Raw genomic sequence first — 16,981 nt, 5'->3', positions numbered from 1 at the left:
TCATGATGACGACCACCTGATTTAACGATTGCAATCCCCATGCTGATACAGCAACTCGTCAACGGACTGACGCTCGGAGCGGTCTATACGCTGCTGGCGCTGTCGTTCTCGCTCGTGATGGGCATTCTCGGCATTCTCAATCTCGCGATTGCCGAACTGTTCATGATCGGCGGCTATCTCGGCTTCACGCTGATCACCGCGGGCTTCCCGCTTCCGGTCGCCGTGCTCGGCGGCATGCTCGGTGCAGCCGTGATCGCCATTGCCATCGAGAAGATCGGCTACCAGCCACTGCGCGACGCGCCGCTGGTGACGCCGATGCTGTCGACGCTGGGTTTCTCGATCATCCTGCAGAATGTCGCCACCAATATCTGGGGCTCCGATCCTGCCCAGCTCCCCGACGAGTATTTCGGCAAGCAATATGCGTTCGGCCCTGTCAATATCGGCGAGATGCAGCTGATCGTTCTCGTCGCCACCGTCGTGCTGGTCGCGCTGGTCGCCTATATCGTGCAGAAGACCCCGATGGGCCGCGCGCTGCGCGCCGTCGCCGAGAACCGCGAAGTCGCACGAATCCTGGGCGTCTCCGCTGACCGCCTGACCATGCTGGCCTTCATCCTGTCGGGCTCGCTCGCCGGCGTAGCCGGCGTGTTGATCGCGCTGCATTACGGCACCATCACGCCCTATCTCGGCGTCGAGATCGGCCTCAAGGCCATCGCCGTGATGGTGATCGGCGGCACGCGCCAGATCTGGGGCGCGCTGGTCGCGGGTCCCTTGATCGGCATCGCCGAAGTGCTGACCGTCGCTTACGGCGGCTCGCAGGTGCGCGACTTCGTCGTCTACGGCTTCATGATCCTCATTCTGTTGCTGCGTCCGCAGGGCCTGCTCGGCGGCGCGCGATCCGATCAGGGGCAGCGCGTCTGATGTCGACCTATTATGCAAGCCTGCTCGCCGAGTCCGGCATTCTCCTGCTCGGCGCACTCAGCGTCTATATCATCCTCGCCACCGGCCAGCTCTCGCTCGGCAACGGCGCCTTCATGGGAATCGGCGCGTATCTGTCGTCGTATCTCACCGTCGCGCTGAACGTACCGCTGACGCTCGCACTTGTGATCTCGGCGATCGCCGCCGGCATCATCGGTGCCATCGTTGCTTTCCCTGCTTTGAGATTGAAAGGCATCTATCTCGCGATGGCCACCGTCGGCTTTGGCGAAATGGTGCGCAGCTTTTTCCTCAACTTCGACGCCATGGGCGGCTCCGGCGGCTATCGCGGCATGCAGCACATCTCGGTCGGCTATGTCTGGCTGTGGGCCGGCGGCATCCTGATCGCGGTGATGCTGCTGGAGCGCTCGCGCGTCTGGCTGGAAATGCAGGCTGTCCATGACGACGAAACCGCCGCCGGCCTGATCGGTCTCAACACCACCGTGACCAAGATCGGTGCCTTCGGTGTCGGCGCCGCCGTGGCCGCCGTCTCCGGCGGATTGTTCGCGCATCACAACGTCTATATCGAGCCGGCCAATTTCGGCTTCGATCGCTCGATCGAATTCGTGCTGGCTGTGATCCTCGGCGGCTCCACCGTCGGACCGGGCTCGCTGGTCGGCTCATTGCTGCTGGTGTTCCTGCCTGAATTCCTGCGTCCGATCGCCGACTGGCGGCTCGCCGCCTTCGGCACGCTGCTGATCGTCGTGCTGCTGGTCCGGCGTCAGGGCATTCTCGATCGCTCGCTGATCCGCACACTGACCTTCCGGAGGGCCGCGGCATGAGCACGCCCCTGCTTCAACTCACCGGTGTCACCAAGACGTTCGGCGGCATCCATGCGCTGTCGGGCATGGTCTGCGAAGTGCCGGAAGGCAAGATCGTCGGCGTGATCGGTCCGAACGGCGCCGGCAAGACGACTTTGTTCAACACCATTACCGGCGCCTACCGCGCCGATGCCGGCGAAGTCAAACTCAAGGGCGTCGACGTCACGCAGTGGCCGTCCTATCGCATCGTGCGCGAGGGCATCGCCCGTACCTTCCAGAACATCCGGCTGTTCGGCAGCATGACGGTCTGGGAGCATCTGCTGGTGGCGCAGCCGCATAGCGAAAGCGCGTGGCGGCGTCTGCTGCCGATCTCCTGGGCCAATCCGGCAGCGCAGGAACGCGCCGAGGAAGTGATGGCGTTCTTCGGCCTCACCGAACTGCGCGACCGCCCGGCGAAATCCCTGCCCTACGGCATCCAGCGCAAGGTGGAGATGGCGCGCGCCGTCACCGCCAGGCCGAAGCTGCTGCTGCTGGATGAACCCGTCGCCGGCATGAACCACGACGAGGCCGAGGAGATCCGCGCGCTGATGATCCGGCTCCGCGACACCGGCCTCACCATCCTGCTGATCGAACACGACATGAATTTCGTGATGCGGCTCTGCGACTATCTCTATGTCCTCGATTTTGGCGTGCTGATCGCCGAAGGCAAGCCCGAGGAAGTACGCGCCAACCCTGTCGTCCTCGACGCCTATCTCGGAAAGGACGACTGATGCTCACCATCCGAGGCTTGCAGGTCCGCTACGGCGCCATCACCGCGGTGCGCGGCGTCGATCTCGACATCAAGCAGGGCGAGATCGTGGCTCTGCTCGGCGCCAATGGCGCCGGCAAGAGCACTATCGCGCGGTCCATTGCGGGACTGCTGCCGTTCCAGGGCGACATCACCTATCAGGGCGAGAAGCTCGTGCCGAATGCCGCCGAGAAGAATCTCCGCCGCGGCATCGCGCTGGTGCCGGAAGGCCGCGGCATTCTCGCCCGCATGACAGTGCATGAAAACCTGCTGATGGGCATCTACACGCGCAGTGACAAGTCTGCGGCGACGACCGATGTCGAGAAGATGCTGGAGCGCTTCCCGATCCTCGGCAAGCGCCGCGACGGTCTCGCCAGTCTTCTCTCTGGCGGCGAGCAGCAGATGCTGGCGATTGGCCGCGCGCTGCTGTCGAAGCCGAAGCTGCTATTGCTGGACGAACCCTCGCTCGGCCTGGCGCCTCTGATGACCGACACGCTGTTCAATATGATCGCGCAGTTTCGCGACGAAGGCCTGACGGTGCTGCTAGTCGAGCAGAAGGCGCGGCAGACGCTGAAGATCGTCGATCGGGCCTATCTGCTGGAGACCGGCCGCGTTGTGACCTCAGGCACGGCGCAGGCGTTGATCAATGATCCGACGGTGTCGGATGCGTTTTTGGGTGGGACGCATTGACACTCAGTTGTCGTCCCCGCCTAGCGCGCCGAAGGCGCGCGGGGCGGGGACCCATAACCACGGTCAACGCGGTGAGGCGGCAGAGTTACAACGGTCAGCGTTCTAACTAAATCTCTAGAGTGTATGGGTCCCCGCCTGCGCGGGGACGACAGCGGAGAGGTTCTCACGCCCCATACCGCGCCAGCACCGGCCAGGTCTCCACGCCATTATTATGCCCAACCACCTGATACGCCGCGTGCAAATTCACCGTGGGATCGCAATGCGTCGTCAGCAACAACACGCGACTGCCGAGCTTCGGCGCCGCGGCCCCCGCCGGCATCGTGATCATGCCGTGCTCGTCGCCGCCGAAGCGATAGGTTGAACCTTCCGGCACACCCAACATCAGCGACGGCACCGGGCCATTGAAGGCCATCGCCTTGACGCCGGCATCGACGGTGAATTCGCCGGCACGATTGACCGACGTGACCGTCGCGAGAATGAACAGGCTTGGATCGTAAGGCAGCGCACCACCCTCGTGCTCCAACTTGCCGTAGTCGGAATCCATGAAGACATAGGAACCGACCTGCAGCTCCGTATAGGTGCCCGTGACATCATAGGCGCAGGCGCCCGTGCCACTGCCGGTCACGATCTCCGCCTTGATACCCGCTTCCGCCAGCACGTGCAGATGCTCATCGAGCATAGCCCGCACGCGCGCAGCACCTGCCCTGCGCTCCTGCGAGTCGATCATGTGCTGCACGTGACCTGCAAAGCCCTGGATGCCGCCGAATGTCATGCCCGGCGTGGCTTCGATCAATTGCGCCAGCGCGAGTGTCGAAGCTGTGTCAACGACGCCGGTGCGGCGCTGGCCGACATCGATATCGATCAGCACCTGCAGCGGACGGCTGCCCGCATCGAGCAATTCGTGCAGCACGTGAACCTGGTCGGCGTGATCGACGACGATGCTGATGTCGCTGTGATCCGCGACAGCGGCCAGACGCGCGAGCTTCGGTCGGTCGGCCACCGGCGTGGTCAGCAACAGCCCTGTGATGCCTGCCTGCGCGAAAGCCTCGATCTCGGCGACCGTCGCGCAGGAAATGCCCACCGCGCCGGCCTCGATCTGCAACTGTGCGATGCGTGTGGACTTGTGGGTCTTGGCATGCGGGCGAAGCGCAACGCCATGCGCTTTGGCGAACTCGGCCATGGCCGTGATGTTGCGCTGAATCGCAGACGCATCCAGCACCAGCGCAGGCGTCTGGATATCGGCAAAAGCCGGCAGATTGGGATCGAGCATGTTCTGCATCACAGCAACTTTGCGCCAAAGTTCTTCGCCGGATCCATCTCGGCGGCGAGTCTGCCTGACGGCGTCGCGGCCTTGCCGCCCTCGCGCAGCATCAGGCGTCCCTCGCCCGGCTTGCTGGTGAACGTATTGCCATCGACCAGCACGCGGCCGCGCAACAACACCTTCTCGGGCCAGCCGGTGACGGTGCGCCCGGAGAACGGCGAGAAGCCAGTGAGATCGTGCATCATCTCATCCGTAAGCGTCACCTTGCGGACGGGGTCCCAGATCGCAATGTCGGCATCGTTGCCGATGGCGATCGAGCCCTTCTTCGGCAGATTGTAGATCTGCGCCGGTGCGGTCGATGTCAGTTCGACGAATTTCGAGAGACCAAGACGCCCTTTCGACACCATCGCGTCGAACAGCAGCGGCAGGCGAACTTCGAGGCCCGGCAGACCGTTGGCGACCTGCTTGAATGTCGGGTTCGGCCCTGCGCGCAGCTTGCCGGTCTCGTCATAGCGATACGGCGCGTGATCCGACGACACCAGTTGCAGATCGCCGAGGGCCAGCGCGTGCCACAGCGCTTCCTGATCGTCCGTGGTGCGCGCCGGCGGGCTGCACATCCACTTCGCTCCTTCGGCGCCGGGCTTGTCCATGTCATCGGCAGTGAGGAACAGATATTGCGGGCAGGTCTCGGCGAAAATCTTGACGCCGCGGCCGCGCGCCTCGCGGATCACCGCCGCGCCTTCGCGGGTCGAGACGTGGAAGATCATCACCGGCTGATCAAGCAATTCGCTGAAAGCGATCAGCCGCGTGAAGGCTTCGGATTCCGACACCCGCGCATGGCTGACGGCGTGATATTTCGGCGCGGTGTAGCCCTTGTCGATCAGGCGCTTCACCATCCAGGCAATGACGCCGTGATTTTCTGCATGGACGCAGACCAGCGCCTTCGCCTCACGCGCCGCGGCGAGGATATCCAGCAACTTCTCGTCGTCGACCTTGAGCCGGTCATAGGTCATGAAAATCTTGATCGAGGAATGGCCCTGCTTCACCAGCGCCGGAATATCCTCGGCAATGACCTTGTCGGTGACATCGGAGACGATGATGTGGAAGGCGTAATCGATCATCGCGCCCTTCTTTGCGAGCGCCGTATAGTCGGTGACGACCTCTTGCACATCCATCCCGACATGCTGGGCGGCAAAGGAGATCATGCTGGTGGTGCCACCAAAGGCCGCGGAGCGCGTCGCGCTCTCGAAAGTGTCGGCATTCATGATGCCCGCAGCGGAGAGCTGTTCGATATGGGCATGGGCGTCGACGCCGCCCGGCAGAACCAGCTTGCCTGTTGCATCGATTTCCGTCTTGCCGGCTGCAAGCCCGCTGCCCAGCGCCACGATGGTCTCGCCGGTAATACCGACATCGGCGGCAAATACATCGCTCGATGTGGCGACGGTGCCACCACGGATTACGAGGTCGTAGACGGGATCGGACAAGGGCAGAACTCCAGGGATTGGATCGGATATGCGAACATTTTACAGGCTTTGACGGTCGGCACTTTCCGGTAATACTGCTGTCCTGACAAGGAGCCGAATATGCAGCCCCGCAAGAAGATTCTGGTGGTCAATCCGAACAGCAACCCGCAGGTGACGCGCAACCTCGCGGAGGCGTTGCAACCGGTGATGTTCGAAGCCGGGCCCGAGATCGAATGCGTCACGCTGGCGGAAGGACCATTGGGCGTGCAAACGCAGGCCGATCTCGAAAGCGTCACGATACCGCTGAGCCGGCTGGTGGCCGCGGATAATTCCGCCGATGCCTTTGTCATCGCCTGCTATTCCGATCCCGGCCTGCATGTGTGCCGCGAGGCGACGCAGCGTCCTGTCTTCGGGATCGCCGAATCCGGCGTGCTGACGGCACTGTCGCGCGGCGACCGCTTCGGCGTCATCGCGGTGGCGCAAGGCTCGATCGGCCGGCACATGCGCTATCTGCGCCAGATGTGCCTGATGGATCGCTTCGCCGGCGAACGTCCGCTCAACATGACCGTGGCGGAAGCGGCTTCCGGCGACGACACGCTGGCGCGCATGATCAAGGTCGGCCGCCAGTTGAAGGACGAGGACGGCGCCAACGCCGTGGTGATGGGCTGCGCGGGCATGTCGCGTCATCGCAGCGCGCTCGAGGATGCGCTGGGCATTCCGGTGATCGATCCGACACAGGCTGCGGTGAGCATGGCCATTGGCACGGTGATGTTTCAGTAGCACTTCTCTTACCTTGTAACTTGCCTCCCGCCGTTTCTGCTAAGCTATGCGGAGCGGTGGCAGGCGGGAGACCGAGTAACCTGAGGGACACCAAGCCCGTGGGAGAGCGCGGGTCCTTGCTTGCCGTTCCATCGAACCCGAACAGTCGCTTGGGCCGCTCAGCAAGCCCGGTTGCGCAAGGATGGGATCAGATGGACGCGATTTATGTTGGCATCGATGTGTCGAAAGATCGGTTGGACGTGGCGATGCGTCCGGGCGGTGAGAGTTTTGCGGTTGCCCGCAATGGTGCGGGGATCGATGATCTGATCGCGCGGCTGAAAGCGCGACCGCCACTGGTGGTGGCGATCGAGGCGACCGGCGGCTTCGAGACGGTGGTCGCCGCAGGATTGGCCGGCGCCGATCTGCCTGTGGTGGTGGTCAATCCGGCACAGGTGCGCGCCTTTGCCAACGCCCTCGGCAAGCGCGCCAAGACCGATCCGATCGATGCCATGGTGATCGCGCATTTTACCGAGGCGACCAAACCGCAACTGCGGCCGCTTCCCGATGCCACGACGCGGCTGCTAGCCGATCTGGTGGCGCGTCGGCGCCAGATCGTTGAGATGATGGCCGCGGAAGGCCAGCGTGCGCGGCGCGTCAGCAATCCGCGCCTGAAGAAGAGCATCGCCCGGCTCCACAAGGCACTGGAGAAGGAGTTGTCCGAACTGGACGACGACATCGGCGATCACGTGCGGGGATCGCCGGCCTGGGCCGAGAAGGAAGACTTGCTGGCGTCGGTGCCCGGCATCGGTCCGACCATCGCGCGCAGCCTGATTGCCGAACTGCCGGAGCTCGGCACACTCGATCGTCGTCAGATTGCGGCTCTCGCCGGTTTGGCGCCATGGACCCGGCAATCCGGCCAGTGGCGCGGCAAGAGCTTCATCGGCGGCGGCCGGGCCAATGTACGCCGCGTGTTGTTCATGGGAGCGATGGTGGCCGCCCGCTTCAATCCGCAGCTCAAACTGTTCCGCGACAAGCTCGTCGCCGCCGGCAAGCCCAAGCTCGTCGCTATCATCGCCGTCGCCCGCAAGCTGCTCACCATCCTCAACGCCATCCTGCGAGACAAGACCCCATGGCAGCATCAAAACGCTTGACCAAAAAGGCAGTCGCTCTCCCCGTGCTTACGGGGAGAGGTCGAAATCCGCATGCGAAGCATGTGGAATTCGGGTGAGGGGGACTCTCCATTGGCTACGCCGTTCATGGAGAGTCCCCCTCATCCGACTCGAACGCGCTTCGCACATTCGAGCCACCTTCTCCCCGCAAGCGGGGAGAAGGAAGAAGCAACGGCGCCCTTCACTCACTCCGGCGGCAGCACCACGCCCGTCTGGCTGGTAATCCGGCCATAATGCTCGATACGCCGGTGGCGCTTGAAGTCGAAGATGGTGTCCTTGCCAAACTTCGTGTCGTCGAGATCAACGGTGCAGACCAGCAGCTCATCGCCTTCGGTCTTGGCTTCGGCGAGAATGACGCCGTTGGGATCGACGATCAGCGAACCGCCGATCAGGGGATGACCGTCTTCGTCGCCGGCCTTGGCGACGGCAACCACGAAGGTCGAGTTCTGATAGGCGCCGGCCTGCACCGACAAGCGATTGTGGAACAGGCGCTGTTCCGGACCCTCGACCGACTTCTGCGAATTTACCGACGGCGTATTGTAGCCGAGCACGATCATCTCGACGCCCTGCAGACCCATCACGCGGTAGGATTCCGGCCAGCGGCGATCGTTGCACACCATCATGCCGAAGATGCCGCCCAGCGCGCGGAACACGGGAAAGCCTAGATCGCCCGGTTCGAAATAGCGCTTTTCCAGATGCTGGAAGGCACGCTCGGTATCGAATTCGACATGGCCCGGCAGATGCACCTTGCGATATTTGCCGACGATCTTGCCGGTCTTGTCGGTGAGGATCTGGGTGTTGAAGTGATGGCCGTCGGGCGTCAATTCGGCGTAGCCGATGGACAGCGCGATACCAGCCTTGGCGGCGGCATCGAACAGCGGCTGGTTGGCGGCGTTCGGCATCTCCGACTCGAACCAGGTGTCGACCTCCTTCTGGTCGATCATGTACCAGCGCGGGAAAAATGTCGTCAGCGCCAACTCCGGATAGACGACGAGATTGGCGCCCTGCCCCTTGGCCTCGTCCAGCAGCGCCAGCATGCGCTTGACCACAGCCTCGCGGCTGTCGGCTTTCTGGATCGGGCCCAATTGGGCGGCGGCGACGGTGAGCTTGCGCATGGGATCATCCGGATTGGAGTGGTCAAGACGTCTGCGAGAAATGCATCAAGGCTTGTATCAGGTCAGCGCCCCCTGTTCGAGCCGAATGGGAGGGCGTTTCACTGCGGGAGAGACCCAAAACTGCTTAGTTAGATAGCTTGCGTGCCTAACAATCGGGCGCAGCATTCATGCCAGGGAACACCTTGGTTCTGCAAGAATTCTCCCTCCGTCACCGGATTAGAGAATGACTCCCTCCGGCCTTGTGCCGTAGGTTGCGCGGGCTATGCGCTGGTTCCATCTGCGCAGGCCCGACGCAGGAGACTTCGACACCATGACCCGCCTGGAAATGACCCGCCGCACGGCACTGCTGACCTCCGCCGCCATCGCCGCCAATGTCGTAAACCCGCTGCGCGCCTTCGCGCAGGAAACGCCCCGCAAGGGCGGCGTGTTCAATGTCCATTACGGTGCAGAACAGCGTCAGCTCAACCCCAGCATTCAGGCCTCCACTGGCGTCTACATCATCGGCGGCAAGATCCAGGAAGCGCTGGTCGACCTCGACGCCAATGGCCAGCCGGTCGGCGTGCTCGCGGAGAGCTGGGAATCCACGCCGGACGGCAAGACCATCACCTTCAAGTTGCGCAAGGGCGTGACCTGGCACGACGGCAAACCGTTCACCTCGGCCGACGTCCAATTCACCGCCATGAACATGTGGAAGAAGATCCTCAATTACGGATCGACCCTGCAGCTGTTCCTCACCGCCGTCGAAACGCCGGACGCGCAGACCGCGATCTTCAAATATGAGCGCCCGATGCCGCTCGGCCTGCTGCTGCGCGCGCTGCCGGACCTCGGCTACATCTCCGCCAAGCATCTCTACGAGGGCAGCAGCGACATCCGCCAGAACCCGACCAACCTCGCCCCCGTCGGCACCGGCCCGTTCAAATTCGTCAAATACGAGCGCGGCCAATACATCATCGCCGAGCGCAACGAGAACTACTGGCGCCCGAATGCACCCTATTTGGACCGCATCGTCTGGAAGGTCGTCACCGACCGCGCCGCGGCCGCCGCCCAGATGGAAGCCGGCGACATCCAGTACAGCCCGTTCACGGGCCTGACGATTTCCGACACAGCACGGCTGAGCAAGGACAAGCGCTTCATCGTCTCCACCAAGGGCAATGAAGGCAACGCGCGCACCAACACCATCGAGTTCAACTTCCGCCGCAAGGAACTCGCGGATATCCGCGTCCGCCGCGCCATTGCGCACGCGATCAATGTGCCGTTCTTCATCGAGAATTTCCTTGGCGATTTCGCCAAGCTCGGCACCGGCCCGATCCCCTCGGTCTCCACCGACTTCTATCCGGGTCCGGACACGCCGCAATATGCCTATGACAAGAAGAAAGCGATCGCGCTGCTCGACGAGGCCGGCTTCAAGCCTGGGGCCGGCGGTACGCGCTTCTCGCTGCGTCTCCTGCCCGCGCCATGGGGCGAGGACATCTCGCTGTGGGCGACCTTCATCCAGCAGTCGCTCGGCGAAGTCGGCATTCCCGTCGAGATCGTCCGCAACGACGGCGGCGGCTTCCTGAAGCAGGTCTATGACGATCACGCCTTCGACCTCTCGACCGGCTGGCACCAGTATCGCAACGATCCCGCCGTCTCGACCACGGTCTGGTATCGCTCCGGCCAACCGAAGGGCGCGCCCTGGACCAACCAGTGGGACTGGAAGAACGACGCCATCGACAAGGTCATCGACGACGCGGCCACCGAAATCGATCCGGTCAAGCGCAAAGCGCTCTATGCGACCTTCGTCAAGGAAGCCAACACCGAATTGCCGGTGTGGATGCCGATCGAACAGATCTTCGTCACGGTGATCACGGCCAAGGCGCGTAACCATTCCAACACGCCGCGCTGGGGATCGTCGAGCTGGCACGATCTTTGGCTTTCCGCCTGAGCCAAACTTCGCCACAATAGCCAGATGCGCATCCTGAGCCTTGCGGGGCGGCGTCTCGCCGCCTCGATCCCAACGTTATTCCTGATCCTGATCGGCGTGTTCCTGCTGCTGCAATTCGCACCGGGAGACACCGTCGATGCCATGATGGCGCAGATGGGCGGCGGCGATGCCGCAACCGCGCGCGAGCTGCGCAAATTCTACGGGCTCGATCTCTCAATCCCGATGCAGCTCGGCAACTATCTGTGGCGACTGATCCGCCTCGATCTCGGCTTCTCCTCGATCTACGGCAAGCCGGTCGCGACCGTGATCCTCGAACGCCTGCCGCCGACGATCCTGCTGATGACCGCGTCGCTGTCCTTTGCGTTTTTCTTCGGTCTGCTGCTCGGCGTCATCGCCGCGCGCGGCGTCAACAAATGGCCGGATACGCTGATCTCCACCCTCGGCCTCGTCTTTTATGCCACCCCGTCGTTCTGGTTCGGCCTGATGGCCATCGTTGTGTTCTCGATCTATCTGCAATGGCTGCCGGCCGGCGGTTTCGAGGATATCGGTGCCGCACAAACCGGATTTGGCCGCACCATCGATATCGCGCTGCATCTGATCCTGCCGACACTGACGCTGGGGCTGATCTTCCTCGCCATCTATCTGCGCATCATGCGCGCCTCGATGCTGGAAGTGCTCAATCTCGATTTCGTCCGCACGGCACGCGCCAAGGGACTCGACGAGACCCGCGTGGTCGCCAAGCACGTGCTGCGCAATGCGCTGCTGCCGATGGTGACGCTGATCGGCCTGCAGGCCGGCACGATGCTCGGCGGTTCGGTCGTGGTGGAGAGCGTGTTCTCGCTGCCAGGCCTCGGACGGCTGGCTTACGAGTCTGTCGTGCAACGCGATCTCAACACGCTGCTCGGCATCGTCTTCGTCTCAGCGCTGCTGGTGATATTAGTCAATTTCCTCGTCGACCTTCTCTATGCGCGGCTCGATCCGCGCATCCAGGCGGAGGCATGAGATGATGGACGCGATCAAGCGCTACTTCCGCAGCCCGGCCGCCGTGGTCGGCCTGCTGCTGTTGCTGGTGGTCATCGTGATGGCCATCACCGCGAGCTGGATCTATCCGCGCGATCCGCTGGCGCTGGCCGGCCGGCCGCTGATCTGGCCGTTCTCCAATCCGCGCTTCCTATTGGGCACCGATAATTCCGGCCGCGATATCGCCGCGCAGATTTTCTACGGCGCACGCATCTCGCTGCTGATCGGCGGCGTGGCCACTGTGATTGCCGTGGTCATTGGCGTACTGATCGGCGCCTTTGCCGGCTATTATGGCGGCTGGGTCGATACGGTCTTGATGCGCATCACCGAAGCATTCCAGACGCTGCCGAATTTCGTGCTGCTCTTGGTGCTGGTCGCCGTGTTCGGCTCGACCATCACCACCGTCACCATCGCGGTCGGCATCGTGTCATGGCCCGCGCCTGCGCGGCTGACGCGCGCCGAATTCATGTCGCTGCGCAGCCGTGAATTCGTCCAAGCTGGGCGCACGCTGGGTATGAAGGATATTCAACTGATCCTCGGCGAGATCCTGCCCAATGCGCTGCCGCCGGTCATCGTCTATGCCAGCGTGGTGATGGCGCTGTCGATCCTGCTGGAAAGCGCCCTCGCCTTCCTGCGTCTGTCCGATCCCAATGTCGCATCGTGGGGCAATCTCATTGGTCTCGGCCGCGACGTGCTGCGCGTGCAGTGGTATGTCTCCGCGATCCCCGGCATCGCCATCCTGCTCACGGTGCTTGCGGTATCGCTCGTCGGCCAGGGCCTCAATGACGCGCTCAATCCGAGGCTGAAGAGCCGATGAGCGCCGTGGACAATCCGATCCTCACCATCGAGGGCCTCAGCGTGAAGCTGCCCAAGGGCGCCGACCGCTCACATGCGCTTGGCGGCGTCTCGATGGCGATTGCCGCCAACGAGATCGTCTGCGTGGTTGGCGAGTCCGGCTCCGGCAAGTCTGTCATGGCCAACGCCATCATGCGGCTGCTGCCCGGTGAAGTCGCCATCGATGGCGGCCGCGTGCTGTTCGAGGGCAAGGATCTCGCCAGCGCGTCGAATACCGAGATGCGCAAGGTGCGCGGCGCCGGCATCGCGATGATCTTCCAGGAGCCGATGACCGCGCTCAATCCGCTGCGCACCATCGGCGACCAGATCGGCGAGATGTTCGAGATCCATACCGATCTCTCGAAGGCCGACATCAAGGCGCGCGTGCTGGCTTTGCTGCAAGACGTGCACATTCCCGATCCTGCCCAGGCCGCACGCGCCTATCCGCACGAACTCTCCGGCGGCCAGCGCCAGCGCGCGATGATCGCCATGGCGCTGGCGCTCGATCCGCGTCTCCTGATCGCCGACGAGCCGACCACCGCGCTTGACGTCACCACGCAGGCGCAAATCCTGAAACTGATCAAGGAATTGCAGAGCCGCAGGAATACCGCGGTGCTGTTCATCACCCACGATTTCGGCGTGGTCGCCGAGATCGCCGACAGGGTCGTGGTGATGCAGCACGGCAATGTGGTCGAACAAGGCGACGTCAAGGACGTGCTGACGAATCCGCAGCATCCCTATACGCAGCAACTGATCGCCGCGGTGCCGCCACTGACGGCGCCGCCGCCGCGCGCAATGTCCGACGACATCATCCTGACGCTCGACAACGTGTCGAAGACCTATCGCAATGGCGGCTTTCTCGGCCGCGGCGTGCGCGTGACCCATGCGGTGAAGTCCGTCTCCCTGAAACTGCCACGTGGTGCGACGCTCGGCATTGTCGGCGAGTCAGGTTCGGGCAAATCGACGCTGGCCCGCTGCATCATCAGGCTGATCGATCCCGATGGGGGATCGATCGTGCTGGAAGGCAAGGACTGGGCGAAGCTCACGCGCGACGAGGTGCGCCGCGAGACCAGACACATCCAAATGGTGTTTCAGGACCCGTTCGCCTCGCTGAACCCGCGCCGCAAGGCCGGCGACCTCGTCGCGCAGGGTCCGATCGTACACGGTACGCCGCGTGCGCAGGCAGTGGCACAGGCGAAGGAGCTGTTTCGGCTGGTCGGCCTCGATCCCTCGGCCATCGATCGCTTCCCGCACGAATTCTCCGGCGGGCAACGCCAGCGCATCGGTCTTGCGCGCGCACTCGCGCTGAAGCCCGACGTGCTGGTGGCCGACGAGGCTGTCTCGGCGCTCGACGTCTCGGTGCAGGCGCAGGTGCTGAAGATGTTGCATGAATTGCGCGAGCGGCTTGGGCTCTCCATCGTCTTCATCACGCACGATCTGCGCGTTGCCGCGCAGATCTGTGATCTCGTCGCTGTGATGAAGGACGGCGAAGTCGTCGAGCACGGACTGGCCGGCGAAGTGTTCGGCAATCCGCAGCACGCTTATACCAAGGCGCTGCTGGCTTCGATCCCCGGCGGCGATTTCGCGCGCAGCCGGAAGCCGGTGACGGTGTAGCTTCCCTCGCCCCGCTTGCGGGGAGAGGGTGGCCGCGCGAAGCGCGGTCGGGTGAGGGGGAATCTCAGCTGGCTCGGAGCGAGTGGAGAGCCCCCTCACCCGACTTCCACATGCTTCGCATGTGAAAGTCGACCTCTCCCCGCCCGGCGAAGCGAAGCTTCGCTAGGCGGGGCGAGGTTAGAAAGCCCCTACACAATCTCCTTCGCGTCGCGCCGGCGATAGACCAGCAGCATGAAGGGTGCGAGCAATCGCATGAGCCCATGCGCCGCAATCGGCACTGGCTCGGAAAACGGCAGCGCCAGTTCGCTCTCCGGCACGCCGCGCACGACCTTCGAGAATTCATCGCCAAGCGCTACCGACAGCGCGACGCCGCGGCCGTTGCAGCCGGTCCAGCCGTAAGCATTGGGCCCGAGTCTGTGCATGCGCGGCAGGAAGTCCGTGGTCATGCCGACATAACCGTTCCAGACATAGTCAAATTTCACATCGCCGATCTGCGGCCACAGCCGCTTCAGGCGCTCGGCGACCATGACCTTCAACCGCTCCGTCTTGTCGCCGAGACCGACCACATTGCCGCCGGTGACCAGACGATTGCGCGCGTCGTAACGCGCGAAATACAGTTCGCCATGCGTATCCGACATCGACTGCCGGCCGGGGATGATGGTCTTGCGTGCCTCGTCCGACAGCGGCTGCGTCGCCATTTGCCAGGACAGCACCGGCATCACTTCGCTGGCGATGCCCGGAGAGAGTTGCCTGGAGAATTCGCCGGTATAGGCATTGGTGGCGACGATCAGGCTGCGCGCGCTGACCTCGCCGCCTTTTGTCTTGACGATCCAGCGATCACCCTTGCGCTCATAACTCTCCACCGGCGAGCGCGCATAGATGCGGCCGCCCTGCTCCAGCACCACGCGCGCAAGGCCGCGCGCCAACGCCAGCGGATTGATATGGCCGCCGGTCTTGTTCCAGAAGCCGCCGAACCAGGCATCGGAGCCGAGCAGCCCGCGCATCTGTTCGCGTGACAGCAGCTCGACCGGCGCGCCATGTTTCGACCATTGCCGCACGCGGCGCTCGGCGATCTTGATGCGGCCCGGCGAATGCACCGGCTGGATCCAGCCATTTTGTTCGGCCTCGGCCTGGATCTGATAGCGGCGCGTGAGATCGAACAGGATCGCGGCGCTGTCGCGGATCAGACCGACGAGACGCTCGCCGGCGGCGCCATAGCGCTTGATGATGTCTTCGGGATCGGGCCGCGACAGCGTCGGGATCACCTGGCCGTTGTTGCGCCCCGACGCGCCCCAGCCCGGCTCCATCGCCTCGACAACCGCGACATCGACACCGGCCTCGCGCAGATGCAGCGCTGTCGACAGACCCGTGAAGCCGCCACCGATGACGACCACATCGGCCTCGACCGGGCCTCTCAATTCCGGCAAATCAGGACCGGGAAGCGTGACGCCGGCCCAGAGCGACTTCGGCCAGGGCACAGTTGCGGTATCCATCGTCACGCCTTTCTGCAGCATCAATCGTGCATTGCGCCGCGCAACCGAACATAACCGTTCTCTTGCGGCACCCCTGCATTCTGCATAGTTTACGGCCCTGATCCATTGCAAGGTAATGAGCACGTGACGCTGAAAAACATCGTTGGAATCGACCACGCCGTGGTCGTCGTCAAGGACCTCGACGCTGCTGCTGCGAACTGGAAGAGCCTCGGCTTTACAGTGTCGCCGCGCGGCACCCACAGCGCCAAGATGGGCTCCGGCAATTACACCATGATGCTCGGCCCGGACTATGTGGAGCTGCTGGGCGTGCTTAACGAGACCGAGCACAACGCGCCGACGCGGGTGTTTCTCGCCAAGCGCGGCGACGGCATCGAGCGCATCGCCTTCACCACCACCGACGCCGCTGTCGGCGCCGAGGAAATCCGCGCGCGCGGTTACACGCCGATCGGCCCGACCGATTTCGAACGCCCGGTGACGATGCCGGACGGCAGCCTGAGCGCGGCGAAATTTGCCACCTATCAGTGGCCCTATGAAGAAGCGCCCGGTGGCCTCCGCATCTTCGCCTGCCAGCACAAGACCCGCGAGACGGTCTGGATTCCCGAGCTGCAGGTGCATGCCAACACGGCCAAGCGCCTGAAGAAGGTGTTCATCGTCACGCCGGAGCCGGAGAAGGACGCGCAGCATATGGCGAAGCTGATCGACGGCGCTGCGCGCAGCGAAGCCGATGGCACTGTCGTCGTGCCGTCAGGCGGCGACCGCGCGGACTTTGTATTCGTCACCAAGGACGTGCTCGCGAAGCACTTCCCCGGCACATCGCTGGCCGGCATTCCCGAGCGTGGCGGCATTTCGCTGGTGTTCGGCGTGACTGATATTGCAGCGGCCGAGAAGGCCGTTGGATCAGCTGGCAGCCGCAGCGATGTCGGCGTCGTCGTGCCGCCGAGCAAGGGCAACGGTGTGTTGCTGGCGTTTGTGAAGGATTGAGAGGGCGCTGCCCCCTCCTCGTCATCCCCGGGCTTGACCCGGGGATCCATCTTTTTGAAGATGACGGGTGCGAAAGATGGATGGCCGGGTCAAGCCCGGCCATGACAGCGCAAAGCACGAGCGCCATCGCTCATCGTT

Annotated in this window: 15 protein-coding genes; 11 read left to right on the top strand and 4 right to left on the bottom strand. The window is 63.5% G+C overall.

Annotated features, from left to right (window positions below):
- Positions 1–39 precede the first annotated feature (39 nt).
- Genes SFY93_RS12200 through SFY93_RS12185 form a run of 4 tightly spaced genes read left to right on the top strand, consistent with a single transcriptional unit; the run spans position 40 to position 3,210 of the window.
- Positions 40–918 (top strand): branched-chain amino acid ABC transporter permease, encoded by an 879-nt coding sequence (locus tag SFY93_RS12200; RefSeq protein ID WP_175366873.1) that lies wholly within the window; start codon positions 40–42, stop codon positions 916–918.
- Complete coding sequence (locus SFY93_RS12195; RefSeq protein ID WP_120288801.1) at positions 918–1,754, top strand: branched-chain amino acid ABC transporter permease; 837 nt, start codon at positions 918–920, stop codon at positions 1,752–1,754. Before SFY93_RS12200 ends, SFY93_RS12195 begins: the two co-directional genes overlap by 1 nt.
- Complete coding sequence (locus SFY93_RS12190) at positions 1,751–2,503, top strand: ABC transporter ATP-binding protein (protein ID WP_320447283.1); 753 nt, start codon at positions 1,751–1,753, stop codon at positions 2,501–2,503. The genes SFY93_RS12195 and SFY93_RS12190 overlap by 4 nt, the downstream gene beginning before the upstream one ends.
- Positions 2,503–3,210: an ABC transporter ATP-binding protein gene (locus SFY93_RS12185; RefSeq protein WP_320447282.1), complete on the top strand. Its 708-nt coding sequence runs from the start codon at positions 2,503–2,505 to the stop codon at positions 3,208–3,210. The genes SFY93_RS12190 and SFY93_RS12185 overlap by 1 nt, the downstream gene beginning before the upstream one ends.
- Before the next feature lie 163 nt (positions 3,211–3,373).
- Here SFY93_RS12185 and SFY93_RS12180 read toward each other — a convergent pair whose 3' ends face one another.
- Positions 3,374–4,480, bottom strand: coding sequence for a DSD1 family PLP-dependent enzyme (locus SFY93_RS12180; protein WP_320447281.1), 1,107 nt, complete (start codon positions 4,478–4,480; stop codon positions 3,374–3,376).
- 8 nt (positions 4,481–4,488) lie between these two features.
- A complete protein-coding gene (gene hydA / locus SFY93_RS12175) occupies positions 4,489–5,955 on the bottom strand; it encodes a dihydropyrimidinase (RefSeq protein WP_320447280.1) in 1,467 nt (488 codons plus the stop codon).
- 99 nt (positions 5,956–6,054) lie between these two features.
- On the opposite strand from hydA, the gene SFY93_RS12170 reads away from it, so the two are divergent.
- The gene (locus tag SFY93_RS12170; RefSeq protein WP_199712036.1) at positions 6,055–6,714 is read left to right on the top strand and encodes an aspartate/glutamate racemase family protein; all 660 of its coding nucleotides are present in this window, start codon (positions 6,055–6,057) and stop codon (positions 6,712–6,714) included.
- Between the two features lie 191 nt (positions 6,715–6,905).
- Entirely contained in the window at positions 6,906–7,844 is a 939-nt protein-coding gene (locus tag SFY93_RS12165; RefSeq protein WP_320444434.1) for an IS110 family RNA-guided transposase, read from the top strand.
- A 203-nt stretch (positions 7,845–8,047) separates the two neighbouring features.
- On the opposite strand, the gene SFY93_RS12160 is transcribed toward SFY93_RS12165, so the two are convergent.
- Entirely contained in the window at positions 8,048–8,977 is a 930-nt protein-coding gene (locus SFY93_RS12160) for an N-carbamoyl-D-amino-acid hydrolase (RefSeq protein ID WP_320447279.1), read from the bottom strand.
- 310 nt (positions 8,978–9,287) lie between these two features.
- Between SFY93_RS12160 and SFY93_RS12155 the strand changes: the two genes are divergently transcribed.
- Genes SFY93_RS12155 through SFY93_RS12140 form a run of 4 tightly spaced genes read left to right on the top strand, consistent with a single transcriptional unit; the run spans position 9,288 to position 14,369 of the window.
- On the top strand, positions 9,288–10,901 hold the full coding sequence (locus tag SFY93_RS12155) for an ABC transporter substrate-binding protein (protein ID WP_320447278.1): 1,614 nt from the start codon (positions 9,288–9,290) through the stop codon (positions 10,899–10,901).
- Between the two features lie 24 nt (positions 10,902–10,925).
- Positions 10,926–11,903, top strand: a complete 978-nt coding sequence (locus tag SFY93_RS12150) for an ABC transporter permease (RefSeq protein WP_320447277.1) — start codon at positions 10,926–10,928, stop codon at positions 11,901–11,903.
- A gap of 4 nt (positions 11,904–11,907) precedes the next feature.
- Entirely contained in the window at positions 11,908–12,738 is an 831-nt protein-coding gene (locus SFY93_RS12145; RefSeq protein WP_120289215.1) for an ABC transporter permease, read from the top strand.
- On the top strand, positions 12,735–14,369 hold the full coding sequence (locus SFY93_RS12140; protein ID WP_320447276.1) for an ABC transporter ATP-binding protein: 1,635 nt from the start codon (positions 12,735–12,737) through the stop codon (positions 14,367–14,369). Before SFY93_RS12145 ends, SFY93_RS12140 begins: the two co-directional genes overlap by 4 nt.
- A gap of 188 nt (positions 14,370–14,557) precedes the next feature.
- On the opposite strand, the gene SFY93_RS12135 is transcribed toward SFY93_RS12140, so the two are convergent.
- Complete coding sequence (locus tag SFY93_RS12135; RefSeq protein ID WP_320447275.1) at positions 14,558–15,862, bottom strand: NAD(P)/FAD-dependent oxidoreductase; 1,305 nt, start codon at positions 15,860–15,862, stop codon at positions 14,558–14,560.
- A gap of 123 nt (positions 15,863–15,985) precedes the next feature.
- On the opposite strand from SFY93_RS12135, the gene SFY93_RS12130 reads away from it, so the two are divergent.
- Complete coding sequence (locus SFY93_RS12130) at positions 15,986–16,843, top strand: VOC family protein (RefSeq protein WP_320447274.1); 858 nt, start codon at positions 15,986–15,988, stop codon at positions 16,841–16,843.
- Positions 16,844–16,981 lie beyond the last annotated feature (138 nt).

Source organism: Tardiphaga sp. 42S5, assembly GCF_034044155.1.
In the GTDB taxonomy this organism is placed as follows: Bacteria; Pseudomonadota; Alphaproteobacteria; order Rhizobiales; family Xanthobacteraceae; genus Tardiphaga; species Tardiphaga robiniae.
Note: the sequence above shows the minus strand (reverse complement) of the source record. Positions and strands in the feature narration are given on the sequence as shown.